General features: G+C 44.1%; 23 protein-coding genes. 9 read left to right on the top strand and 14 right to left on the bottom strand.

What is annotated here, in order from left to right; translation table 11 throughout:
• Positions 1 to 86 precede the first annotated feature (86 nt).
• The 3 genes from ACQCVE_RS17055 to ACQCVE_RS17045 form a co-directional block, all read right to left on the bottom strand.
• The gene (locus tag ACQCVE_RS17055; protein ID WP_426844623.1) at positions 87 to 806 is read right to left on the bottom strand and encodes a VCBS repeat-containing protein; all 720 of its coding nucleotides are present in this window, start codon (positions 804 to 806) and stop codon (positions 87 to 89) included.
• 147 nt (positions 807 to 953) lie between these two features.
• A complete protein-coding gene (locus tag ACQCVE_RS17050; RefSeq protein WP_426863491.1) occupies positions 954 to 1,502 on the bottom strand; it encodes a plasmid pRiA4b ORF-3 family protein in 549 nt (182 codons plus the stop codon).
• Positions 1,503 to 1,617: 115 nt separating this feature from the next.
• Entirely contained in the window at positions 1,618 to 2,181 is a 564-nt protein-coding gene (locus ACQCVE_RS17045) for a Uma2 family endonuclease (RefSeq protein ID WP_426844624.1), read from the bottom strand.
• A 349-nt stretch (positions 2,182 to 2,530) separates the two neighbouring features.
• On the opposite strand from ACQCVE_RS17045, the gene helD reads away from it, so the two are divergent.
• On the top strand, positions 2,531 to 4,882 hold the full coding sequence (gene helD, locus ACQCVE_RS17040; protein WP_426863478.1) for an RNA polymerase recycling motor HelD: 2,352 nt from the start codon (positions 2,531 to 2,533) through the stop codon (positions 4,880 to 4,882).
• 54 nt (positions 4,883 to 4,936) lie between these two features.
• Here helD and ACQCVE_RS17035 read toward each other — a convergent pair whose 3' ends face one another.
• Together ACQCVE_RS17035 and ACQCVE_RS17030 are read right to left on the bottom strand one after the other, a co-directional pair.
• Entirely contained in the window at positions 4,937 to 5,590 is a 654-nt protein-coding gene (locus ACQCVE_RS17035; RefSeq protein ID WP_426844626.1) for a hypothetical protein, read from the bottom strand.
• Positions 5,591 to 5,642: 52 nt separating this feature from the next.
• A complete protein-coding gene (locus ACQCVE_RS17030) occupies positions 5,643 to 6,305 on the bottom strand; it encodes a hypothetical protein (RefSeq protein WP_426844627.1) in 663 nt (220 codons plus the stop codon).
• Positions 6,306 to 6,761: 456 nt separating this feature from the next.
• Between ACQCVE_RS17030 and ACQCVE_RS17025 the strand changes: the two genes are divergently transcribed.
• The 6 genes from ACQCVE_RS17025 to ACQCVE_RS17000 all read left to right on the top strand — a co-directional run bounded on the left by ACQCVE_RS17025 (position 6,762) and on the right by ACQCVE_RS17000 (position 12,275).
• Positions 6,762 to 8,240 carry a methyl-accepting chemotaxis protein gene (locus ACQCVE_RS17025; protein ID WP_426863477.1) on the top strand — a complete coding sequence of 493 codons (1,479 nt, stop codon included), beginning with the start codon at positions 6,762 to 6,764 and terminating at the stop codon, positions 8,238 to 8,240.
• Positions 8,241 to 8,524: 284 nt separating this feature from the next.
• A complete protein-coding gene (locus tag ACQCVE_RS17020; RefSeq protein ID WP_426844629.1) occupies positions 8,525 to 8,821 on the top strand; it encodes an HMA2 domain-containing protein in 297 nt (98 codons plus the stop codon).
• Positions 8,822 to 8,839: 18 nt separating this feature from the next.
• Positions 8,840 to 9,379 (top strand): HMA2 domain-containing protein, encoded by a 540-nt coding sequence (locus ACQCVE_RS17015; protein ID WP_426863476.1) that lies wholly within the window; start codon positions 8,840 to 8,842, stop codon positions 9,377 to 9,379.
• Positions 9,376 to 11,538, top strand: a complete 2,163-nt coding sequence (locus ACQCVE_RS17010; RefSeq protein WP_426863475.1) for a heavy metal translocating P-type ATPase — start codon at positions 9,376 to 9,378, stop codon at positions 11,536 to 11,538. The genes ACQCVE_RS17015 and ACQCVE_RS17010 overlap by 4 nt, the downstream gene beginning before the upstream one ends.
• On the top strand, positions 11,444 to 11,737 hold the full coding sequence (locus ACQCVE_RS17005; protein WP_426863474.1) for an HMA2 domain-containing protein: 294 nt from the start codon (positions 11,444 to 11,446) through the stop codon (positions 11,735 to 11,737). Before ACQCVE_RS17010 ends, ACQCVE_RS17005 begins: the two co-directional genes overlap by 95 nt.
• Positions 11,738 to 12,044: 307 nt before the next feature.
• The gene (locus tag ACQCVE_RS17000) at positions 12,045 to 12,275 is read left to right on the top strand and encodes a hypothetical protein (protein WP_426863473.1); all 231 of its coding nucleotides are present in this window, start codon (positions 12,045 to 12,047) and stop codon (positions 12,273 to 12,275) included.
• 55 nt (positions 12,276 to 12,330) lie between these two features.
• Here ACQCVE_RS17000 and ACQCVE_RS16995 read toward each other — a convergent pair whose 3' ends face one another.
• The 5 genes from ACQCVE_RS16995 to ACQCVE_RS16975 all read right to left on the bottom strand — a co-directional run bounded on the left by ACQCVE_RS16995 (position 12,331) and on the right by ACQCVE_RS16975 (position 17,629).
• The gene (locus ACQCVE_RS16995; RefSeq protein ID WP_426844634.1) at positions 12,331 to 12,765 is read right to left on the bottom strand and encodes a hypothetical protein; all 435 of its coding nucleotides are present in this window, start codon (positions 12,763 to 12,765) and stop codon (positions 12,331 to 12,333) included.
• 32 nt (positions 12,766 to 12,797) lie between these two features.
• Positions 12,798 to 13,106, bottom strand: coding sequence for a hypothetical protein (locus tag ACQCVE_RS16990; protein WP_426863472.1), 309 nt, complete (start codon positions 13,104 to 13,106; stop codon positions 12,798 to 12,800).
• A 159-nt stretch (positions 13,107 to 13,265) separates the two neighbouring features.
• Complete coding sequence (locus ACQCVE_RS16985) at positions 13,266 to 14,840, bottom strand: limonene hydroxylase (RefSeq protein ID WP_426863471.1); 1,575 nt, start codon at positions 14,838 to 14,840, stop codon at positions 13,266 to 13,268.
• 270 nt (positions 14,841 to 15,110) lie between these two features.
• Entirely contained in the window at positions 15,111 to 16,919 is a 1,809-nt protein-coding gene (locus ACQCVE_RS16980; protein ID WP_426863470.1) for a sensor histidine kinase, read from the bottom strand.
• The gene (locus tag ACQCVE_RS16975; RefSeq protein ID WP_426863469.1) at positions 16,919 to 17,629 is read right to left on the bottom strand and encodes a response regulator transcription factor; all 711 of its coding nucleotides are present in this window, start codon (positions 17,627 to 17,629) and stop codon (positions 16,919 to 16,921) included. Before ACQCVE_RS16975 ends, ACQCVE_RS16980 begins: the two co-directional genes overlap by 1 nt.
• Before the next feature lie 257 nt (positions 17,630 to 17,886).
• Here ACQCVE_RS16975 and ACQCVE_RS16970 point away from each other — a divergent pair, with 257 nt between their 5' ends.
• Together ACQCVE_RS16970 and ACQCVE_RS16965 are read left to right on the top strand one after the other, a co-directional pair.
• Positions 17,887 to 18,849: a CPBP family intramembrane glutamic endopeptidase gene (locus ACQCVE_RS16970; RefSeq protein WP_426863468.1), complete on the top strand. Its 963-nt coding sequence runs from the start codon at positions 17,887 to 17,889 to the stop codon at positions 18,847 to 18,849.
• A 231-nt stretch (positions 18,850 to 19,080) separates the two neighbouring features.
• A complete protein-coding gene (locus ACQCVE_RS16965) occupies positions 19,081 to 19,797 on the top strand; it encodes a CPBP family intramembrane glutamic endopeptidase (protein ID WP_426863467.1) in 717 nt (238 codons plus the stop codon).
• Between the two features lie 236 nt (positions 19,798 to 20,033).
• Here the strand turns inward: ACQCVE_RS16965 and ACQCVE_RS16960 are convergent, their stop codons facing one another.
• From ACQCVE_RS16960 to ACQCVE_RS16945, 4 genes are all read right to left on the bottom strand, one after another.
• Complete coding sequence (locus ACQCVE_RS16960; RefSeq protein ID WP_426844641.1) at positions 20,034 to 20,495, bottom strand: stress protein; 462 nt, start codon at positions 20,493 to 20,495, stop codon at positions 20,034 to 20,036.
• A gap of 601 nt (positions 20,496 to 21,096) precedes the next feature.
• Positions 21,097 to 21,945 carry a sialate O-acetylesterase gene (locus ACQCVE_RS16955; RefSeq protein WP_426863466.1) on the bottom strand — a complete coding sequence of 283 codons (849 nt, stop codon included), beginning with the start codon at positions 21,943 to 21,945 and terminating at the stop codon, positions 21,097 to 21,099.
• Between the two features lie 23 nt (positions 21,946 to 21,968).
• Complete coding sequence (locus ACQCVE_RS16950; protein ID WP_426844643.1) at positions 21,969 to 22,775, bottom strand: HEAT repeat domain-containing protein; 807 nt, start codon at positions 22,773 to 22,775, stop codon at positions 21,969 to 21,971.
• Positions 22,776 to 22,797: 22 nt separating this feature from the next.
• Complete coding sequence (locus ACQCVE_RS16945; protein WP_426844644.1) at positions 22,798 to 23,559, bottom strand: hypothetical protein; 762 nt, start codon at positions 23,557 to 23,559, stop codon at positions 22,798 to 22,800.
• Between the last annotated feature and the right edge of the window lie 39 nt (positions 23,560 to 23,598).

Genomic DNA, 23,598 nt, shown 5'->3' with positions numbered 1-23,598 from the left:
TTCCAATATTAGCCTAAAGCCCTCTGGAATGCAACATACTTTTAAATCAAGCCGCTTCGTTTTTTCACTGTTTTTATCCTTATTAATTACACTCCAAATATCGCAGTATATTGATTTTGCAAAGCAAAACCGTCCGCTCCCCATCCTAAAGTATTCTGCATATAGCCCAGCGAATCAGCGTTAAACCTTCCGGCAATTTTTTGATAGGCCAGCAGCTCATACACGCCATCTGAATCAAAATCAACCGGATACAGCCCGCTTAAGGGATTAACAAAGCCGGTTACAGGCATCTTCAAGCGTCCGTCTGCCTCATAAATCTCATTCAAGTACTCCGGGTCTTTTTGTGAAATATCGATTATATAAGTTAGATTGTTGATTTTGCTGACGACCTTTACTTTGTATTGATTCTGAAAGTCAACGGTGTACAGATAGCGTTCATTGTATACATCCGAATCGAAAAGCAGCCGGGGATGGCTGTTTATGAACGAGTAGACATAATGATACATAATTGCGCCGCTTCCGCCCGTGTTGATGCTGATTAAAATATCTGCCACCCCGTTCCCTGTAAAATCTCCTAAAAATAGTGCCGGATCATATCCGGCATTATTCCGGAGCGGGACATTCGTGACCGCTCCCGTTCTTCCATTCTGTACATGAAGGGCAATGTTCTGAACAAACGGACTGCCGGCCGTCTTCTTACCCGTCAAATACACATTGTCCGGGACCCGGTCCCCAGTGACATCCTTTCTGGCAAATGCAACAATCTCCTGCTGATTTCCATTACTCCTGTACATCGATGTGTGCATAAAAAGCCCCTTTCCGCAAAAACCTGTGATGCATCCATTCTATGGAGAAAAAAAGATCACATATGACTGGATTTCCTAAAAAAGATCAGGAGAGGGATTCAAATAAAAAGACACCTGCACCTTCATTTACGGTGCAAGTGCCTGGTCTTAGCATGTAATTTTCGCTAACTTCCGGTTGGCTGCCTGCCTATAAAAGTATTCAGGATCAAATTTTCTTCCGCCTGTATCCTTTTCTGCCCATAACAGCATGTGGTCATGATCTTCATCCTCCGGATCGCGAATCACTCTTAAAAACTCTTCGTAACCCCCTGGTCCTCCAACATCTTCAGGCGGCCGGTGGCGTTCTCCATCCAAACACACAGGATGATGGACTTCCTCCTCCAGCTGGACGGCTTTCTCAAAAATCATTTCATGCTCCCATCCATCCCCAAAATCGTATTCATATGTAAATTGGCAGTATTCATCTATTACCTGTTCTAATTTAAACTTTTTTGGATTCTTCTCTGTTTCGTGAAATTGAAAATCAGGATTTGGAAGGATGACTAGAAAATCTTCAAATTGAAATGAATATTCGTGATAATCCTGCCAGTCAAAGGCAGCTTGAATTATTTTATGCAGCTTATGAAATGTAATCCCACCTGGTACAAGCATTCTTCTCCAAATGGGCGGCTCGATGTGCTGCAGGGTAATTTGCAGCTGATAGTACGTTCTTTTAGTTTTTATTGGAATCCACTCCTGTTCTTAGAATGATCCTTCATAATAAGGTGAGCCAACCGGCCCTCAAGTTCCGTAATCTAAACTGCTTTATGCCTTAATCCCTAAATAAGCTCTCAGCATTTACCCGGAACTCTTCAAACAAACTCGATTGAATGATCCCTGTTTCTTTTACTACATCTTTTTGAACGTATTGATCAGTATCGGATAAGGTATACACCTGTATGGTATGAATGAGCGGATTAACAATCCAGTATTCCTGGACACCGTACTGCATATACAGATTTAACTTCGTAACCAGGTCATGCGATTGGTTCGATGGACTAATAATTTCGATAATGAGAGCAGGGACACCTATATAGTTGTTCTCCCTTAACCCGGACTTGTCACAGATTACCGAAAGATCTGGAATAACCACTTTATTATCTGAATCATCCTTTTTCAACTCAATATCAAATGGTGCATGAAAGACTTCACTCTCTTTCCCTTCTAAAACCTGGTACATCTGCACAAACAAGCGGCCTGAAATGCGCTGGTGGGCAGCTGATGGAGAGGGGGTCTTGTAGATCGCTCCATCTATGTATTCCATCAGTGCATCACTTTGCCCGCGCCTTTTAAAATACTCTTCAATGGGTATATGGTTTTCTTTTGGCATACTCATACTAAAACCATCTCCCTTTTTCATGAATTTCTTTTACTATCTATTATAGCAGGGTTGCCGGCCTCGAATAAATGATCGTTACACCCCACATGATGCCGACTGTTAATAAGCTGTGGAAAAGCAGTTTGTTAAAGCCGCAAAAAAGCCCGGCTTCTGAGAAACCGGGCTTTGGATCGTATCATGTCATTGAAAAAACCTGTATGCTATGGTAAATTTATATAGATAAATTAAATCGAAATCAAATATTACTCAAAGTATCCCTATTATCATTATATCCCCTAACTCCCTACTCCGTCAAACAATATTTTTCATGTCTGTTCATTGAAATACTTACTTAAGGAGTGACTGTATGAGCACAGAACTTCGACAGGAGCAAGAGCGTGTAAACCGGATCATGGATGCCATTTCAGAGCAGATTTTTAACGTGGAGGACGAGACATCAAGGCGCCGCGAGGAAGTTGTGAACATCCGCAAATATTTTTGGGATGAAGTAAAGGTGAATCTGGATACCTTTGATGATTTTCTTGAAACGATTATTGGCTTACGACAAGAGGCTCAAGCGTTGTCTGTCAGCCAAAGCACTCACAGACATGCCTCCAAAAGATTAGCTGCACTGTACCGCATGCAGGAGATCCCTTATTTCGGACGGATTGATTTTGCGGAAGAAGGAGAACCCCATGCAGAACGAATTTACATCGGCATCTCCACCCTGACGGACCCAAGCGGCGAGAATTTTCTTATATACGACTGGAGGTCTCCGGTCTCAAGTGTCTATTATGACTTCCCCCCTGGACCCGCTTCATATGAAACGCCGGGAGGTCCTGTCCGCGGTAAGCTCGAGAAAAAATGGCAATATCTTATCCGTGGCGGCAAAATTCAATCGATGTTCGATACGAGCCTCACCATCGGGGACGAAATTTTACAGGAAGTGCTGGGCCAGGGTACAGACAAACAAATGCACAGCATTGTGGCCACCATTCAGCAGGAGCAAAACCGGATCATCCGCCATGATCGCGGACGAATGCTGATCGTACATGGCGCTGCCGGAAGCGGCAAGACATCGGCTGCCCTGCAGAGGATTGCTTATTTGCTTTATAAATACCGGGAAAAACTGACTGCCGATCAAATCATTCTCTTTTCCCCTAACTCCTTGTTTAATCACTACGTTTCGAATGTTTTGCCGGAGCTCGGAGAAGAGAACATGCAGCAGGTCACCTTTCAGGAATACTTGGACCACCGTCTAAAAAAGGAAGTGGATACGGAGAATCCTTATGATCAGCTGGAATTTGTGCTGACAGAAACAGACCTTCCCTCATATGGATACAGGGTTGCCGGCATTCGTTTAAAGGCTTCCCCCCGTTTTTTTGAAGCCATACTTGCTTACAGAAAATCGCTTGAGGCCTCTGGAATGATTTTTGATGATATCATCTTCCGGGGAAAACCAATCGTCTCCGGAAAACAGATTACGGAAGCTTTCTATAGCCATGAACCCTCCCTTCGCTTCCCCAACAGGCTGGAAAAACTAAAGGAGTGGCTCCTGAAAGAAATCGATAAAGCGGGCAAGCATGAATGGAATAAGCCTTGGGTGGAAGAGGAAATCGAACTTCTCAGCAATGAAGATTATCAGAAGGCTTATAAGTACCTGGCGGAAAAGCGCGGCTTTAAAGGGGAGGCGATGCATGACTATGAAATGGAGCCTGAAGCGCTGGCCCGCTTAGTTGTCCGGCAAAAATTAAAACCGGTGCGGAAACGGATTAAAACCCTGGATTTTGTCAGGATAAAAGAAATTTATAATCAGTTTTTCACTAATCCCCTAAGCATTCAGGAATGGCTGGACGGGGAACTTCCAGAAGAGTGGCCGGATATTTGCCGTCTGACCGTGAATCAGCTGAAAGAAGGAAAGCTTTTTTATGAGGATGCAACCCCGTTTCTCTTATTGAAGGAGCTAATCCAGGGCTTCCAGACGAACAGCTCTATCAGGCATATTCTTGTAGACGAGGCCCAGGATTATTCTCCGTTTCAATTCGAGTTTTTGAAGCGATTGTTTCCTTCGGCAAGGATGACGGTGCTGGGAGACTTTAACCAGGCCATATTTGCCCATGCCAGTGAGAAGGCTGACTTTAATACGCTCAGCGGTTTATACGGTGCGGATGAAACGTCCGTCATCAACTTGACCCGCAGCTACCGGTCGACCAAACCGATCGTCGAATTTACACGCGCACTCGTACCTAACGGAGAACAAATCCACGCTTTTGAACGGGACGGGGAAAAACCGGTTCTCACCCAGCTGTCCAGCCGGGATCTTCTGCATCGGGTAATCGCTGCGAAAATTCGGGAGTTTCAAGGCCGGCATTACCGCACCATTGCGGTGATCTGCAAATCCGCTGCGGAAAGCGCCGCTGCCTTTGATTCATTAAAGAACTTTGGCGATTGTACGCTCGTGAAAAGCGGGACAAATGAATACAAGCAAGGTGTAGTTGTACTTCCGGCCTATTTGGCTAAAGGAATCGAATTCGATGCGGTCATCATTTACGACGCCTCTGCACATGTTTATGGAGCTGAAAGTGAGCGCAGGCTGTTTTACACCGCATGCACCCGGGCTATGCATGTTCTGCAGCTCTTTAGTGCCGGGAAACCGAGTCCATTTTTTGAAGATGTTTCTTTGGAGAGGTATGAATTGGTTAAGGAGAGGAGGAGCTAAAACTCCTCCTCTTTTTTAGTGGCCATAGGTCCGGCGAAATCCGGCTCACTTAAGCTATAGTCCAAATCGGGCCTGTTCTTCTTGAGATTTTTCTGTTCCTGCATTTTGAGTGAGTGTTGACTTATAATGACGGATGAGTTCTTCCAGCATTAACGGCCTTTGCGTTGAAATTAAAGGGCATGGATGGTAGAAATCCTTCCTGTTCTTATGTGTTTTTCCGAATGAAGGAATATCTGAATCTAAAATTAATTTTATCCAATTATCCTTAATCGTTTTTAAGTGTCTCCACTTGCTCTTATACATGACACCCCATCCTAGAAGAATCCATGGATGCATTTTCAAATCATCAATAGTTATCAAAGACTCTTCTGGATGATATTCTCCGGATGAAACAAGTTTTTCGAACTTTTCGATAGCCTTTATAGAACTGGCATCGCGAAGATTAAACAAATTGTAGATATGCAGCCTTCCTGAAATAGGCTGCTCCCCCTCATAAACTCTTTGGACAAATGAGACAAGCTGCTTCATTGTAGGATCTATTGTTATTTCTGTTATTTCACCAGTTGAACTTCCTGTTGAAGAACCTGGATTAAGCAACAGACACGCTCCTAAGGATTCCGTTGAACTTCCCCATTGAATATAGGCTGATGTTCGAAAGATGTCATTTCCTTTTTGAGTAAAGGTACCGTAAGCAAGTGGTTGAACCATTTCTATCCCCCCATTAACAATCTCCTTTCCAACAACAGCCTCATTACTTGGATTATATTTCCAGAAAAGACTTTAATGCTTTGGTATCATTGATGGTACCGACTGGTCCTGCATATTCCTCTTCGAAACACATAAACCAATAGCCGAATTCATCCGTTTTGCAGATTGCGGTTCTGACTTGATAAGCCTTATCCGGTTTGAAATTGTATGCCTCCACTTTATTAAGATCACTGACAATATCGTAAAACCGGTAGATCATAAGTACATTCGATTTTTGCTCTTTATTTTTTTCGACAATGAGTGAATTTAAGTATTCAATTCGTTCCTTTGATTCAGCAAACTGGATTCCAATTGCATTGTGCGGAATGTAGCCTTCCTCTGTATCTGAGAATAGTTTATCAATGGTGTCTTCATCCTTATCCCACTGATTTTCTCTTTCTAAATGCAGCGCGAGATAGATGTAATTTTCATGGTCCTTTCTTTTATCCCATTTCCACAGTGCCAAATCCATAGGCCTTGAACGGCCTTTTAATCTATCAAATTTTGAATCCTCTATAAATGCGTCAAAACCCAGCATTTCTCCAAGTTTTGAAAAATACTCGATTTCTCTCTGGGTGAACATTGACCGGTTATGAATCTTCGACAGATTAAATCTCCTGTAATTTCGAACATACCCCTCAAAAAATTGCATTAGGTCCAAATACTGTTTATTCACGGTAATTCTCCTTAATGTCTATAGAAAGCATTTTTTATATACCTATAATAACCATATATTCATTATAATACCATATTATATAAGTGATATTCTTTCAGAGGTATTCCATATGATAATTTCAATGATTTTCTTTAAGTAGCTACGAAATGAGCTCATTCCGACTCGTTGAGTTAATAGGAAACTTCAAATTTTCTCTAGTGTCATCATTGAGCTTTGTTAAATTTGCATCTGGAACATGTAATGTATGACTAATGCTCAATATCCTCCTTTAGCAGTGGTTTGACAAATTTTTATAGACATTTTTCGGTAATTAAGTAGTACTATCCTTATCCTATAAAGGTTCTTATCCGGCCTATACTGCACGTTATCAAACTTAACAATAAGTTATTACCCCCTTAAAAATAGTTCTATATAATTATCTTATTGTCGAAAATTGTATAATAAGAGGAGAACAACATGGAACCAATTACTAACTTAGTTGAACAGGACTTGAAGAGAAAAAGTCTTTTGATGTTTATCTTGACCACTTTGATTGCGGCCCTTGGGGGGATTTTTTTCTTTAGCACAGGCGATGTGGGCAGGGGTGTGGTGTACTCTGTTCAACTGGCAGGAGCTGCAGCTGCTTATATTCTATTGGTAGTCCTTTGGAAAAAGTATATTGTTTTTCCTTTTGTCAGCATGATTATTTTCATCGCTTCGGTCTTTAATGGCATTTTGATGTTTGGCGGTTCTGTAACTTACTTAGCCATTATCTTCTTCATCGCCGTTTATGTAGCCATCCCTTTCAAGAGGATCATATTTCTCACAGGATACCCGCTTGGGTTAGCAGCTCTCGTGTGCAATTGGCTGTTTGCGGCGGGCGATGATCGTACAATTCTGGATCAATCCTTTCCCGTAATTGCTGCCGCCTATTTGCTGACAGGTATCACGCTGCTCATTTTAATCCATACGAATGAAGCGCAATTTAAGAAGCTTCAGGATTTTGTGACAGAGCTTGATAAAGAAGCCACTTACAAGGCACAGAAGAAAACAGAATTAGAGAGCCATGTCTCGAATATGATCAGCAACCTCCAGCAGGTAAACGCCCAGATGCAGACAAACCTGCAGGCAAGTGAGGAGATGAAAACGGCCATTTCAGAAGTGTCAGCCGGGAGCCTTTCCCAAAGCGAGCAAGTCATCGATATCGCTCATCATGCAACGGATACGATGAAAGACATGAAAACCTTGTCTGATGCATCCATCAAGCTGTCTCAAGATTCTAATCATGCCAATGAGCTTTCTACAGACGGGGAAGAAAAAGTGAAACAGCTCAGCACCGAGATCTCAGAGCTTCATCGGGTCAATCATGAGCTGAACAGCACCTTTCATGTGCTAACTTCAAAAATTGAAGAAACCAACTCATTTACAGCGATGATTTCACAGATTACAGAGCAAACAAATTTGCTGGCATTAAATGCTTCGATTGAAGCAGCGCGAGCCGGGGATGCCGGGAAGGGTTTTGCAGTCGTCGCCGAAGAAATTAGAAAGCTGGCTGAAACAACGAGCCAAATGACAGTAAAAATCAATGACAACCTTACTGAAGTTAATAACAGCAACACGAACGCCCTGGAGAAAATGAAGATCAGCAGTTTAAAAATTGAGAACAGCGTCGCTACAGCAAATGATGTGTTATCCAGATTCTCCAGATTAACGGCTATCCTTAAAAACAGCAATGAGGAGTTTTATCATTTTCAGGATCTATCAAAAGATGTAACGAATAAATCATCGAAAGTAGAAATGGCCACAAATGAACTGGCCGCTATTCTCGAACAGACGACAGCAGGACTGCAGGAAATGGGCGCCACCATCGAAGCTCTAAGCGATGATTTCAAAAGAATTTCTTATTTTATGAATGACACGACTGAAACAGCAGAAGCACTGAAGAGCACATTTTAACTCTTCAGACTGGGAATGGAATATAGGGTAAAATCGTAAAAAAACTCAGTTCAAATCGAACTGAGTTTTCCTGTATTCACTGCTTATTAAAAAACACCTGGCCATCCATCATTTCTAGTAATTTCAGCTGGTTTAATTCAACTAGAATCCTAATCTCCTGCAGTCCATTTATTATAAGGCGCAGTGACTTTAGTCACGTTATAACAGGAAAATATTGACTACTAAATGAATTAGATATAAAATTCAGAAAAGTATAAAAAATACATGAAAAAGGGGTATGGAATTTGCTGACTGCCGTTCGGGATTTTTTTTTCGCAAAAAGAATGAACACTGTACTTCAAAGAAATGGAGTTTTCTTAAAACACTTTATACCCGGCAGGATGAGGCTGCTGTTTCCAAATTGGAGAGACTACGAAAAAAGAATGTGGATGCTAATTGAAGAAATGAAGCAGGATCCGGATATTCATTCCATCGATTTTACAAAAGAGACTGGCTCCGCTCTTATCCTATTTAATCCGGAAGCTGCTGCCCAGCCGCTTGCTCTAAAACGATGGCTTCGTGTTATCGAAAAATACACATAAGAGGCGGGGTCAAACCATATGATAAAAACAATGCTTGGAATTGGAGCTTCATTAGCTGCTCCGAAAGTTCTATCAGCCATAAAAGATCAAAAAGTAAATGTCGTCCACGCTATTCCTGGACGAGTGCGCCTTAAATGCGACAGATGGAAGAATGAGGTGACGGCTTCCAATCTTACCCAGGTCTTTACTGAAGTCCCGATTGTAAAGAGAGTCGAAGCCTCTGCTGTTACAGGTACGCTTTTGATCGAATTCCATGAGCCGACTATAACACAGGAGCAATTTGATGAGATTGTACAAGGAGCGGTGAACACATCTGTCGCCTCATATCCTGAGGTTCAGTCTGACCTCGCTCAAATTCTATCAAACTTGTTGAAGACCCTTGACTCAGGACTAAAAAAGCAAACAGCTGGCCGGGTGGATACGGATTCTCTATTATCTGTCCTCCTTATTGTAAGCGGTTTATTAAAATTGCCGGCAAACCCTGTTTATTCAAGCAGCCTGCTTTATTGGGCCTACACTATTATTTCTAAAGACAAAAAGGAAAGGAATGGGACATGAATTCACAGATTGAGATTTTGCACTCCATTCCAGGAAGAACAAGAATCAAATGGAACGGCGTTGAGGATTCAATCTCCAGTATTGAAGCAAAGCTTAGGTCCATTCCCGGAGTCATTTCAGCCTTATATTCTCCCATCTCCCGCTCCGCTGTCCTTCACCATTCTTCCAAAGCCCTAAGCAGAAAACCTGAACTTATCTCTAAAGAATACTCACATAGCCAGGCGCAGACATCCTCTTCAGCTTTACTATCGGTAAGTGGACTCGCAATCGTAGCGTCCGCTTATGCAACTGAAAAATTGCTCGGCTTGCCGCCGTTTTTAACAGGGAAATGGGCAAACCTTTTTACACCCTCTGCACTTGCAGTTATGTATGCTTCCAGAAACATCATTTCTAATGGAATCAAATCATGGAGGAAGCCTAATCCTGATTTACTTACTTCCACTGCCTTAATTGCGTCTATATTAAAGGGAAGCCCCCAGTCCGCTCTTGTTATTTATGTAATGTCGTCCATTAGTGAATGGCTGATGGATTTTACTTTAAACCGGACAAGAGGACACATAAGGGAAATGATGGAAGTTAAAACACCACATGCCTGGCTGGTGACGGAAGATTTACAGGAAATTAAAGTCGAGGCAGATAAGGTTAAAGCGGGAGACCATGTTGCAGTTTTTCAAGGTGAAAAAGTTCCGTTTGACGGTACCGTAGTCAGTCACAACGCACAGGTTGACCAATCATCAATAACTGGCGAATACACACACGTTCATGTATCAGAGGGATGCTATGTTTACGCAGGCAGCATCGTTACCGAAGGAAAAATAGGAATTAAGGTAGATAAAATTGGTGCAGATCTTACTGTGAACCGAATGATTAGGCTAATTGAAGAAGCTCAGGATAACCAAGCACCTATTCAAACGGTATCTGAACGTTTCACTAACAAAATGGTTCCATTTTCATTTATTTTGGCAGGCCTTATCCTCATTATCACGAGGGATTGGAACCGTGTCCTGAACATGCTGGTCATTGATTATGTTTGCGGCGTAAAGCTCTCCACTGCCGCCGCCATCTCAGGAGCCATCGGAAAGGCCGCTCAAAATGGAATTTTAATTAAAGGCGGTCACATTATTGAAAAGCTGGCCAAGACAGATACGGTTATTTTTGATAAGACTGGAACCGTTACAGAAGGCAAACCGGTAGTGACAGAAATTCTAACGGTTAATGGCTTTTCAGAGGAACAGCTGCTGGCTTATGCGGCTTCTGCAGAAGAGCACTCCTCACACCCGATTGCTGAGGCCATCTTAGCGGAAGCGAAAATTCGTGGAATTGCGATTCCTGACCATGAGGACGAGTCCGTAGAAAATTATGTAGGGAAAGGTGTTTCCGTTTCGATCGAGGGAAGACACGTAATTGTTGGCAGCCGAAATTTTATGGATGATCATGGGATTGCATTACCGGGGCAGCTTCAAACTGGTGTGTATGCAGCAATGAACGGTAAGCTGATGGGCGTAATCGAAATAGAGGATAAAATCAGAAGCGGCATGAACCGCTCAATAACCCAGCTGAAGAGAAACGGAATCGACGAATGCATTATGCTTACCGGGGACTACGAACAGGCTGCCAAAAAAGTAGCATCCCGAATCAGTGTAGATGAATACATTGCAGAGGCGATGCCTCAGGACAAAGCAAACATTGTACGGCAGCTGAAAAAAGATTATGAGCGGACAATTATGATGGTTGGCGATGGAATCAATGATGCCCCTGCCCTGGCATACGCAGACATCGGAGTCACCATCGGTTCAAAAAAAACAGACATTGCAATGGAAACGGCAGATGTTGTCATTCACTCTGATAACCCGATGCTGGTAAGCGAAGCCATTAATATTTCAAAAGAAACGATGCAGATCATGAAACAGAACATCGCCGCCACTTTGATTATTAATACAGGCGCCATTTTACTTGGAACCTTTGGGATCATCAGGCCTGTTGCCGGTGCTGCCATCCACAATGCGGCCACAATTGCTGCAGTTCTCAACAGGGCCAAACTTATCTTTTCAGGAGGTAAGCCGAATGTATTTCAAATACCGAATCCTTCATTCCATAGCAGGCAGAATGAGATTGTCGGTTCCGGCACTGGCAGCCGTGGCCGAGCACTCAGCCATTAAAGAGATGTTTGAATCCATTAGAGGGATTGTACAAGTAAGGATTGAACCGGTAATCCAATCACTAATTATCCACTACAACAATCAGATTTTAACTAGCAAACATGTTCTCCGGTATGTTAGTCTCTTCTTCCAAGGTTTTGTTGAATCTAAGGTTCAGACACCAGGCAGCACCAAAAAAAACAGCCGCAGATCTTCTTAGATCCTTTATTTCAGGGGCTCTGCTCCTGGCCGCATTTTTACGGAAACATGGGAAACGCCGACCTGATGCCTTTGATTATCTGGTCGTCATCTCAACATCTTACACTGTGTTATCCCACGGAGAGAACAAACTAAGCCACCCCGATGTCCTGACAGGTATTATTTCCATGCTGTCTCTCGGCGCAGAAAATATCCTGCAGGTAGCTATGGTTACCTGGATTGTCAATTTGCTCGAAGTATTTAGTGATATGCGAAGAAGCTCTCTGCTTCTCCAAATATAAAATCAACTTTCAAGGGGATGAAGGAAAATGAATTTTAATCGCGACTTTTTAATGGGATTTACTTCAGGAACTGTAGTTGGAGCAGTCGGCTACCGAGTATATGAACAAAACAATGGCCAGCTTAGAAGTCTTGTTCAGCAGGCACCGCAAGTAAGTTTTTCACCAGGAAAGGCAGAGCTCAGCATTGAAGATCTTGTGTCTCAGAAAGAGCGACTGGAAGACTTGATTGCAGAAAGACAGGCGGTTGGAGCAAGATAATAGTGGGGAAATAAGATAGGACAGGCGTTTTAAGCCTGCCCTATCTTATTTTAGACTATATCTTTTTATCTCTGCTTAGAATCAACTTTCTAAGCTTATTTGTCGTATGAGTAGAGGTGAGAAAAACCGCATCATCGGTAACATAGCTAAACGTACTTGGCGTCTCTTCCTCTCCCAGCCATAAATGGATGCCATGAGGAGGAAATTCCTCTCCATACTCTATAGCCAGATCATAATCAGGCGTCTCCCTTGTTCCTGAGGAGGAGGAATCCTTTACTGCGGTCTTTATAGCTTGTTCGAAAATCCAGGTTTCATCCTGGTCCGTAAAAGAAAACAGAATATCCTGGTTCATTTCCCCTGCTCCTTTTGATACGGAGACATTTACCTCTGAAATTTGTTCATCCAGAAGCACCATTGTCTCCTTTTGCATGCAGGCCGCCGCGAATATCATCATAACTGCAATTGAGGCGGTTGATAATAATGCTTTCATATCGGTCTCCTTATGTAAGTATATAGGGCATTCTATTCAGACTTTATAAATCCTATCTTACTATCCAAGTGGTTGATTTTATTCACTTCAAACTTTTCGCAAATATATTGTATGATGCCCTCATATTCCTCACCAAATGCAAGGATGGGGTTACTCATAAATGATATGGACTGCTCGTCATCATAGATTCTAGCTTTTATTAATTCTTTGTCTCTATAAAAAATAAGATGGATTCCTTTATGGTAATACTCATATAATCCATCTTCGTCCCTCTCACTTTTGTCCTCAAAATCGACCCAATCCATTTTGTAAATATTTCCATTAATATAGATAGATTCCAACCATGTTCAACTCACTTTAAACGATGAATGTGTTCTTGGGTTAGCAGTTATTTGGATACGTTGGATACGTAGCCAATAAATACGAAATGGCCTGCACATCATTCCCTGAAGCATGAATAGTCAGCTGCATGTTAACACTTCTTTCCTTTTCTATTTCGCTTACGCCAGATTCTTCGCCTCTATTAGACTCCCAAATCTTTCTTTAAGGGAAGGGTCAGGCTCGATTTCATAGAGCTTTTTCACATCATCCATTAATTGAGGATTCCAGGAAGAAACTGGCCACTCTTCCAGTGCATTTAGTGCCATATTCCGGTTTCTTACGACTGCGCTGTTTAGACCGGCGGAAATCAATTTGTGGCCTGTGCCTTCAAACCGGTCCAGTTCCTGCAGGATAAAGTCCAAACAGCTGTGAGCTTGCAATTCCTCCCCCAGTCCCATTTCTTCCTGCGGGCCCGCAGCAATTTCATCGAGAGGAAGATGGGCTTCAGCAAAGGCAGCGAGGATTTGGACACGGTCTTGATTGTCCGTTTTCATGAGTTCAAAATACAGCCCTTCATCAAGTGGGCTCGTCTGGAGCTGGCTGAATAGTTCCTCCCATAAATCCACCCCAAGCATTCGGGCAGCATAATAGCCGTGCTGCCGGCCGCTTGAATCAGGAGCCTTCACAGCTAGCCAAATGAGGGCTTCCCAGTGAGCATGGTTCATGATCCTTTCGCAAATCTGCAGCTGTCTCTTTTGTTCCCCGTTTGACCACTGATTGGAGTGCCTGTCCATCCAGCCTTCCTCGTCACTCAAAAACTGATGCAGATCTAAAATCACAGCCAAATGCTCCAGAGTATGGCACAATCGTTCAGAATGCCGTAAGTATTCACCAGTGACAAAAGGGGCGTGTTCATAGTCATCGATATCTTCTGCAGGTCCGCCGGAGATTAAGGCGGAAAGGATACCGCCGGCCCCTTCGTACAGCGCCGGATCCAAGTCCTTTGATGCAATCGCCTTATGCAGCTCCCCGTTCACGGCACAGGTGTAGGCCAAATACTCATGCATGATATCATTTTTATAGCCTTCTAAAAGCAGCCAGTCCTTTATTTCCTGCGTATTTGGCGAGAGCCGTTCAACTAAATGGATTTTCCCCCACCCATCGACAGACTTAGCTAATTCAAACAGCTTCTCGTTCCCGCTGCTGCTGTTTTGAATAGCCGTCGCAGAAAACAGAGTGAACTCATCATGTTTTCCTAACGTCATAATCAGCTCCAAGTGGTCGTCCGTTTGAAAAAGGCCAAGCAGCGCAATTCCGAACTTTACCGGATTCCGGTGAGCTCCCTTGGAAGCGAACCAATACGCTTCTTCATACAAATTCGAAGGATCTACATCTTCCTTCTTGCGTAACGATTCCAAAACCTCGTCAATCATGCTTAATACATCTTCCTTCATTAGTAGAAGATACAGTTTTCTCCTTATGTTTCTGGAAGGATGATGGCTCTGCATTGCAAGGAGATCGACAAGTTCAGCTGCCGCTGCCTGATTTTCATCCGGAGAGGCATGATGACCAAGTGCTCCATCCAATCCGCCCGATACCCAGCGAACCGGCTCCCCCTCCCAAAATTCTTCATCATCCGGTAAAGCTTCATTCTGAAGTTTTCCATTGCCATCCAGATTTGCTTTTACCGCAGTATATAGAGATTTCTTCCCCATCCAGGGGTAGAAGTTACGATTCAGTAACTGGCGAAACATCCTCCTCACCTGACCTTCAGCTAGTTTATTTTATTATACCAATTGTTGGTACTTGTGTTGAGATGGATTTATCCATGCAGAAATTTCCTTCGGAGGAAAATCGTCAATGATAAGTCAAAATGGGGGTGTTATATGATCCTAATGTTTTACCAAACACGGGTAAAGCTGAAAAAATGATAAATGGCGGGATTCGTTACTCTGCCCTAAAATATACGAAAACAGCGCTTCGTTTTGCTTGGATTTTGATTATTTTGGATCGGTAATCTTACTTCATGAAGAATCTTCCTGAAAATTCCTCAGCTCTCCCGTATTTTTGCCTGCCGGACTATTAAAAAACTCCTGCTTCCCTTCCAGAGGAAAATAGAGACGGAAAACAGTCCCCTTATGCTTAACAGAAGAGACATCAATGCTGCCGCCATGGAGCTCGGCGATGGCGCGGGCGATGCTCATGCCGAGGCCGGCGCCTTCTGTTCGCTCGTTGGTGCTTGTGCCGCGGAAGTAGCGGTCAAAGAGGTGCCGGACCGTTTCTTCGTCCATCCCCGCACCATCGTCAGAGATGGTGACAATGGCGGATCCGCCCTGCCTGCTGACTGAGGCGGTGATGCTTGTGCCTTTTGGGTTATGCTTGATGCCGTTATAGATCAGGTTATCGAGCATCCGCTCAAACCAGCGCCGATCCGCATGGATGTAAAGGTTTGAATCTGTGCTTTTAAAATGAAAGGGAACCTCTTCAAGGGTACGGTCGTTGGCAAATTTAAGAAGGATGTCCCTTACAAGTTCATTCAGTTCGGCTGGCTTCAGCTGATGGGGGAGTGATTGGTTTTTGAGCTGGAAGGCTAGGGAGAAGTCCTCAATCAGGGATGTCATATAATCCCCTTTTTCCCTGATCATCTGTCCCACGTCCTGAAGCTCTTCTTCTGTCCAGCGGTACTGTCCGCTTTCAAGCAAATGGGCATAGCCCTGGATTGTTGAAAGAGGTGTCCTAAGGTCATGGGAAATGCCGGTCATCCACTCTTCACGCGTTTTTTCCAGCCGGTCTCTTTCCTTGTCTGCGGCAGAAAGCTTCTCGGCCATTTCATAAAAAGCCCCGATTACTTCTTGATAAAGCTTGTACCTCAGGCGCACCACCCCATTGCTCTTGAAGACTTTTTTGCGCTCTTTTTCTGTGAGTACTTCCCCGTATTTTCCTTGACCCATTCTTTCAAGCCAGCTGGTGAAGAGAAGGAGGGGCTGACTGTACCTGAAGCCCTGCCAGAAGGAAATGCCTAACGTTAAGGTGAGCAGGACAACTGCTGCGATAATGATGAGCCTTATCATTTCGGAAAAAATGGAGAAGGCCACTGTCTCTGCACCTTGCTTCGGTGTATTTAGAATCCATGTGAGACCGGATTTCGGATCAATGAAGATCGTTGAGTTCGTATCGAATTTCCCCGGTAACGTTGTCCTGACTAGCACGTCCAGCGGCTTGTAGTCCTTTTTCACTTTTCCAGATCCGGTCGACTGAACAACTTTCCCCTCCTCGTTGATCACCTGGATGGAGCCTTCTATTTTTTCTAATTCCTTTTCCAGCTTCACAAGGGTTTCACCGGAAATCCTGCCATTGCTTGAATATAGTGAAAACCAGCGCTGGAGGCTTTCCCGCTCTTTGTTTTCATATCCGAGCATATAAAAATAAGGATCTTTAAAGGTGGTGTCAACCTGAGAGTATACGTAGAAACCTTCATAATAGTTCGTTTTTTCAATCTGCAGAATCTCGGCGACTGAGTAGGAGTCTGGAAGGAGTCCAGGTGTATTTTCTGACCCGATGACGTCTCCTTCCATATCAACAACCTGCACCCAGAGATTTCGTTCTCGCAGCTGTTTTTTCCACGCATCACTTATGGTGGCCTTATTTTCCTGTATCTGCGTATCGACCGCAATGTTTTCAAGGGCGCCGGCAGGGAAGTTTTGCTTCATTGTTTCTCTGTTTAAATGCGTCAGAAGCACAAATAGAAGTACGAGAGAAATAATTGAGACAAATACAATGATTGAAATGAACTGAAGAGAGAAGTGTAGAGCCAGCCTCCGCCTTAGTGACATCAGACCTTTTTCCCCTTGACCAGCTTATAGCCCAGGCCGCGCACGGTCACAAGCAGTTCAGGATGGCCCGGGTCTTTCTCGATTCTTTCCCGGATTCTTCGAATGTGTACAGTAACCGTATTGTCATCCACAAAGCTGTCAAAGCCCCATACAGCTTCAAGCATCTTCGTCTTGGAGATGACCGTGTTCGGATGCTGGCAAAGATACTGCAGCAGAAGAAATACCTGGGCAGGCGTCTGCACAGCCTTGTCCCCGACAATCAGTTCCCCTGCCTCTTCATCCAGGATAAAGCGCCCGAAATCATGCCTCCTGCCAGTCTCTTTCAAGGCAGGCGATGGCGCATGGTTCCGCCGGAGCCTCGCCTTGATCCTCGCTGCGATTTCAAGCGGGTTGAAGGGCTTGGTTATGTAATCGTCCCCGCCGATCGCAAATCCTGTCAGCACATCAAGGTCGGATACGCGTGCTGTCAAAAAGAGAATATAAGCATCGGAGATTTCCCTGATTTTCGGACAAATCGTGAAACCGCTCTGTCCGGGAAGCGTAACATCAAGCACCACGATATCGATCGGATGACGGGACACGCACTCAAGCGCCTCTTCTGCAGTATAAGCTGTATGTATATGGCTGAATCCTTCTTTTCTCAGAACAGTTTCCATTAATTTTACGATTGTTTTTTCATCGTCTACTAACAAAATTTCCGCATTCTCCACTTTTATCCACCTCGGTCACTATGTTAGCACACGAACCTTACCGGCATATTAACAACTTTCCAAATAGTTTATCAGAAAGTAAACTTCTGTTTCTTCGAGAGAAATATAGGCGAACTATACTGAGTAATAGAATGTAAACTTCCTAATGGTTAGGAAGGAGTTTGAAAAATGAACAATGCAATAAATGAATCCACGGTCCCCTACTGCATGATGGAGTCTTTAGAAAATGAAAAATACTAAATCAGAGGATGAAAACGATGTCACAAGAAAAAAGAAATGAAGTGGAAAACAATGCAGCTGAAGGTGCAGTTTTGAAGAATGCCCGGCCGGCCTATGACAGCACGAGGCCATTCGGTGCCCACATCCGTATGAGTTGGTGGAAGCCACTCGCAATTATCGTGGTCCCGTCGGTGCTGCTGATTGTCGTGCAAGTCTTGTTCCGCATGGTCGTCGGCCTCATTGAAGGCAGCGACGAACCGCTGTCAGCTGCCTATACACCGTTGAGGTATCTATCCGACAGCTTGAGCATAGGGGTCACAGGAGTACTTGCGGTCTTGCTCCTCGTCTGGATGGCCAAAGTGCCTTGGCGCAGCCTGCTCAGCTCACCGCGGGGATGGGACAGAAAACGCTTTGTGCAGTACCTGATTGGCGCGGCACTGCTGGTCGGTGCCGGGAATGGTGTAGTCGCGCTCGTCGCACCCGAAGCTACGGGATGGACGACCTTCGGTTTCACTGGCACAACGATGGCTATGCTTGTTGTCACCTTCTTTTTCACTCCGATTCAGTCCGCAGGTGAAGAGCTGATGTATCGAAGCGCCGTCATGCCGGCCGCTGCGTCATGGGTGCGTCCAGTCCTCCCTGCCTTGGCATTCGGGCTCTTGATTTCCAGCCTTCACTTCGCGGTCATGCACGGATCGACCGACCCTTGGCTGTTTGGCTACCTCTTCGTTTTCGGTGCCTCAACAGCGTTAATAGCGATCATCAGCCGCGGCATGGAAGCGTCGATTGCGTTCCATATCGCCAACAATGTCATGGCCTCGACCGTCAACTCGCTCATGGCGGGCGGCGAGGTATTTACTCTGGACCGTTCCACTGAAACAGGGGGTCCCTTCCTGCTCATCCTAGTCGCAGTCAATGTCGCTATGGTCGCACTTGTGTGGATACGCGAACGGCGGGCTGGTGCTGCAGAGCAGACGGGATTGACGAATGATATGAAATAGATACTTAAAATGTACCCTTATTACAATCCACATACTAGGTATGGAGCAGGTATTTTTAAGAGTAACAGCCTTTCCGTTCAATCGAGTGTAACCTTTCCCGGGAGTGTTGCGTTTCATTCATGAAGTGAAATGAGATGATCAATCCATTTATGAAAGAATAAGAGTTTTACCATGCCATTGTTTTACAGGATTGCAGCATACAAACGCTTTTCCATGAAGGGGTGACCGTCTATGTTAACGTCCAATCCGTTACATACATCAGGAAAAACTGTAAGGAAAAGCAAAGAGCCCGGATGGCCTGAAATCAGTGTAATGGGCCTTGCCTATTTTCTACTAGTGCTGGGGATTGCCCAAATCATTAATTGGACCACGGAGGATGCTTCGGTTAGTAGCGGAATCAGTTTTGCTGCATTATCCGGGATAGCCGGATTAGGCGCTTTCCTTGCGGCTTATGTTTTACGTATTCGCTCAAGGGAAGCTTTTGGCATCCGGGGGACATCTGTAAGGTGGCTGCTGGCTGGCATCGGCTTCGGGATCGGTGTCTTATTCGTCACTCGTATTTTCGCTCTGGTTATGTTTTATACAGGAGTCAGCGGCAATGACACCCAGGCGTCTTATGAATCCGCAGCGAGCGGAGGAACCCTTGCATTTATCGCTCAATTTCTGATGATTGCTGTACTGACACCGCTTGGTGAAGAATTTGCTTTTCGGGCCGTTTTAACGAATGCGCTTAAAAAGTATGGTCCATGGATCAGCATTATTGGCAGTGCTCTTATTTTTGCTGCGGTCCACGGTTTGAATGAAGTATGGGTTTCTGCGTTTGTGACTGGTTTGGCCGCCGGTTATTTGTTTTACCGGACGGGCTCCGTCTGGCCCGGGGTTATCGTCCATGCGACCTACAATGGATCAATTACCATCCTGACTGCAGTTGTGGCGAATTATCTTTGATTTAGAACTTAGTTGTTGATTGCAGCTGGCAGACTTTCGCTTTACACGGGGAGGACGTCTTCCGCTCCAATCAACGAATGTTACTAATCAATATAGTGCTTTTAAAGCAGGCTTTTATGAATTCACGGAACGTAAATAGCAGGTGCTGATTCAATAACTAATCCAGGCCGAATCTGTACAAAGGAGAAAAGAAGCGAAGACGATTGTCCGCGCTTCTCTTCCTCTATTCATACTTTTTAAGGTTTGGAAAATTTAACGGTCATATCGTCCCGTTCAAACCAGCCTCTAAACGCCCAGTTGATATATCCTCCATCGCCTTCATTCGTGAATTCTCCATCTTCGAACACCCAGACACCGAAGGTCACCCCGTCATATTCTACCGTTTCGAAGAATTCAACACCGTTTAGTTGCTCATCATATCCCTGGCTTAAGTTCATCACCATTACATTGTAGTTCTCATCTGCAGCATAAAACGCATTTTCCATGGCGCCTTTCACAAATCCGTCGCGGTTTTCCGCTGTTTTAACAGCGTTTGCAATCGCTTCTCCGATGGCTACTGGATCAACAGGAATTTCGGCACTGGCTTCTGCTGATTGAGCAGGAGCGGCGGAAGTGCCATTAGCTGGAAGAGCTAAAGGAGCAACCAGTACAGATAATCCCAAAGCAGAGGTGACAACAGTACGTTTTAGGTTTTTCATAAAATCTCCTCCAATTCATTGTTTTGTATTACATTGATTTTCTACCCTTTAGGCAGAGAAGAAAACAAAATTTTTAGATTGTTATAATAATTTTATATTATATTAGAAACAATTTTATAATCCGATAATACTAGTTTTCAAAGGAAATTGTTGCGTTTATACACTATATTCCTTATTTTATGAGAATAACTTTATTATCTAGTTGATAAGGCAGGAATGAAATATGGACATATTTCCTAAAAATAGAAAGTAAAACCAGTAAGTAAGCAGGTTTCTCGTTCCTTGCTAAAAAATTTGATCTCCTTTCATGCAAAACAGTTATATAGTTGGATAACTGGAAAGGAACATGAAGGCAGACGTATTCTAAGCGTCTGCCTGTTTACGTGTAAAGTCCGCTGCTCCCTCAAGAGTCTCTCGCTTTCCGCTTCAATCTTCAGGCGTTAAATCAACATCACTAACAAAGTTGATGGTTTCCTTGCTATTAAAGCAGCAGAACTGTACGTGTGCATCCTTTTGTCCAGAATAAATAAACATTGAAAACGGAACATAAAAAAGAAGTGCAAACCATTATGGCTTGCACTTCTCCAGTATGATCCGGACTTCACTTTCTTTCATCCAAAGTGGAGAGATTACTGGAAAACTCCTCAAAGCTCATTTGCCCTAAGGCAAACTTCGTACTTTGGACAAATAGATACTCATTTTTAGTGAGTTCACGTTTCGCTGCCTTTTCCATCCATGCATGCTCACTGTCTAAAGGATCAAAAACGTGCTTTTGTTTTGAAAAAGCTTCATAGTATCTTATTCCGAATTTTCTCTGAGAGAGACTATTAATATGAATTCCATCCGGATTTGCTGTTAAGTCTTTTGAGGTTACAAAATAGCAATTCCCTTCAGTACGGGCCACTTCAGATAATACCTGATTGATTTGCTTATACTCCACAGCACTTTTTCCAAATCCCGTCTCTCCAAGGAAATGTCCCAGCTCACCAATCATGATAGGGACATCCGGAGTCTTGAGTTCTTCTCTCAAGTGTTTAAATAAAGTAAGCAATTTATCTTTATACGTCTTGTACCGTTCTCCGTAACTGTCGCTTTCCCCTTGATGCCATAGTATCCCCGCTAGTTCACTTGTTTCCATAGCAAATTTGGCTTCTGAGATCGCATGCCTTGTTAACAGTCCATCAATGGACCACTCATCAATCGAGCTTCCACCTTCGGCACATGGTATGAGCCCAATGGACTCTCCCGGATGATCCTCTGTCCAAGCCTGAGCGAATGAAGCTGCAGGACCAACCCCAGCTACGTGACGTTCAAAATTGATGGGCTCCGACATCATTTGCCATCTGCCATTTCTCAGCATATTTATTTTTTCATTATAAATCGGTGGAACATCTTCAATAAATCCTCTGCCTGCCATATTTGACTGTCCGATTAATAATATTGATTTCATAGAAAAACCTCTTTCTGCTATATTTAAAACCCCTTCAAACAAAACTCAAGCTGCTCCCTTTCCCATTTCCTCAGTCCGCTTCCATATTTGCTTAGCGCGGTTCGGACGGAGACCGCCTGCTCTTTGCTTGGGACGGAGAAGGATCGGTTATAGCCCGCAAGCCACTTTGATGCTTGCTGTTGGCCTAACCTGCTGATTGCATGGTTTTCCTCGTTTACATAGAGTTCAGGAATATACCGGATGGACACCCATTTTGATAGCGAGCACAGTAAGACAGCGGCCTGATATCTGCTGTGAGGAGCCTCGGCCTCTTTATAAATTCTGTATAGATCTTCTGCTTTGTCCTCATAACGTGCTGCCTGCAAGGACCGTCCCGCTTCTTTTGAAACTCCCGGATGATCATGGCTCAGCAGGCTGATGAAGACCTCCCGATTAGGGTCTGGATCGAGCATAGCGAGCGCACGGGCTGCTGCTTTGATGATTCCCGCTTCATCCCACTTTACTAGCGGCAGGACCAGCTCCGTATGTACTTTGCCGCCGGTCTCTCCAATCCCTAACAGGGCTCCCCGGAGGTTTCCGACGGACTGTTTCATAATGGCTTCCGTATAATAGGATGCAAAATCCGTGATGTTCTTTTTACTTAGCAGATATCTTGCAAGAGATCTGACCGTTTCGCTTTTATCAAAGAGAGCTGCTTCAAGCTCAATGATGCTTTGATTCGGAAAAACCACAACAGCTTTATGCAAAACTGCAGCCCGGATTCTAGTAAACTTATCTTTTTTTAACTCGCAGTAGAAACGCTGAAACGCTGATTCACTGATTTCATTCATGAACTCCTGGAATAAAATCAGCCTAACATGAGGTTCCTTTTCCCGCCTGAAGTAATACATCAAAGTTTCTATCGACCTGCCTGGATCGAATGATCATCTCATAATAGAACAACCTTGTTTTATGCTCTTTGGATTGTGTGCCTTCATGCAAAAACGGGATCGCCTCCGGCCGGGAAAGCAGCGCTGATATTTTTTCAAAAAGCAGATCATGATCTGCGCGATTGGAGTTCTTCAGTTTGAATACGACCGGTAAATTCGCAGCAAACGCCTCTACCTGGCTGTCCTCAATCCGCTCCTCTGCCAGCCGCTTATCCAGTCTCCTAATCTCTGAGACCCAATCATTGCACCGCATAAGCAAAAATGGAAGTTCTCTTCCTGTATGGAAGGAAGCTAAGATGGTCATGGCTTCTTCCCGAACATATCCATTTGGATGAAACGTGCACAGCCCTAAAATCGAGATTTTCTCTTCAGCTGGCCGATCAGCAAAATGTAAATTGTGGAGCAACTCATTTCTCCAACTGTCATGACTATCAAAATACATCTCCCGGAAAAGCGGATCCAGCAGCAATAACTCCGCATTTGTCAGTTTGGATACACATGAATGGATCGCCTCAGCTGTTCTTGTCCTGTATTCAGCGGAGCTCGCCAGGAGCATGGGGAACGCAGCAGGAAGCTTTGTATAATCACGTTCTGTAAAAAGGGATTGCAGCAGATCTTCTTTATCCTGATAGGAGATGTGATCATCCGGGGAAGTGTTATTTTTTCTGAATGGGCTCCAGTTCAAGCTGATACCTTCTTTCTAGAGGAGGCGTGAAGCCGGAAT

This window comes from Metabacillus sp. 113a (assembly GCF_050107635.1).
Classification (GTDB): Bacteria; Bacillota; Bacilli; order Bacillales; family Bacillaceae; genus Metabacillus_B.
Note: the sequence above shows the minus strand (reverse complement) of the source record. Positions and strands in the feature narration are given on the sequence as shown.